Below are 769 nucleotides of genomic sequence, written 5' to 3'. Positions count from 1 at the left end.
ACACTCTCCCGTAAGCAATGGTATTCATCTGCAATCTGATCACGCTTTCTACGTGCAACACGAAGATTACTTGTGTGCAGACTTCTGACAAACGTCCTTTTTCCTTCAAAAAAGGGCTGCATATACACAGGCAGCGTGATCCTTAAATAATAGTTACCGTAAGAATCACAGATTAAGTATTGGTTAGGCTTGTATCTCATAAAATCTCCGGCTAAAGTGTCGGAGCGTTTGTAATGTGAAAATTGATTGTGACGCATAGAAAATGATGATTTTTCTATAAGATTCAATCAATTAGTAATGGTCGTAGGTGATGGCATTAACACGAGATTAATCGAGTGTTTTACTCCTATTATCGGCACCATTCAAACATCTCCCCAAGTCTACTAAAGTCTTTCAAAACCCATTATAATCCGCGTATTAAAGCCCCGTTCGTCTTTTGACGTCTACTAAAGTCCCTCAAAATCTACGGTCAGATGGGGGTACTTATGGGGGTATTTGCTGTTCGGTTTAGTGGAGGTACCCCCAAGTGAAACTCAATGCCCGTCAAATAGACACAGCCAAGCCAAAAGAGAAGGCTTACAAGCTGGCCGATGGTGGCGGTTTGTATCTCTTGGTAAAACCTAATGGAGGTAAATACTGGCGACTTAAATATCGTGTAGCTGGTAAAGAGAAGCTATTGGCACTAGGTGTGTATCCTGAGGTTACTCTAGCCGATGCTCGGGCAAAACGTGAAGATGCGAAAAGAGGTATCGCTGGTGGTATCGATCCG

General features: G+C 42.5%; 2 protein-coding genes. One reads left to right on the top strand and one right to left on the bottom strand.

The window, feature by feature from the left end:
- A partial coding sequence (locus RTW80_RS26485) for a DUF6538 domain-containing protein (RefSeq protein ID WP_331283673.1) occupies nucleotides 1-200 on the bottom strand: 200 nt, incomplete at its 3' end.
- Nucleotides 201-526: 326 nt separating this feature from the next.
- Between RTW80_RS26485 and RTW80_RS26480 the strand changes: the two genes are divergently transcribed.
- Nucleotides 527-769 (top strand): Arm DNA-binding domain-containing protein (locus RTW80_RS26480; protein ID WP_312721057.1); only part of this gene is annotated, 243 nt, incomplete at its 3' end.

The sequence above is a fragment of the Escherichia sp. AM3 genome (genome assembly GCF_032029835.1).
GTDB lineage: Bacteria > Pseudomonadota > Gammaproteobacteria > Enterobacterales > Enterobacteriaceae > Escherichia > Escherichia coli.
Note: the sequence above shows the minus strand (reverse complement) of the source record. Positions and strands in the feature narration are given on the sequence as shown.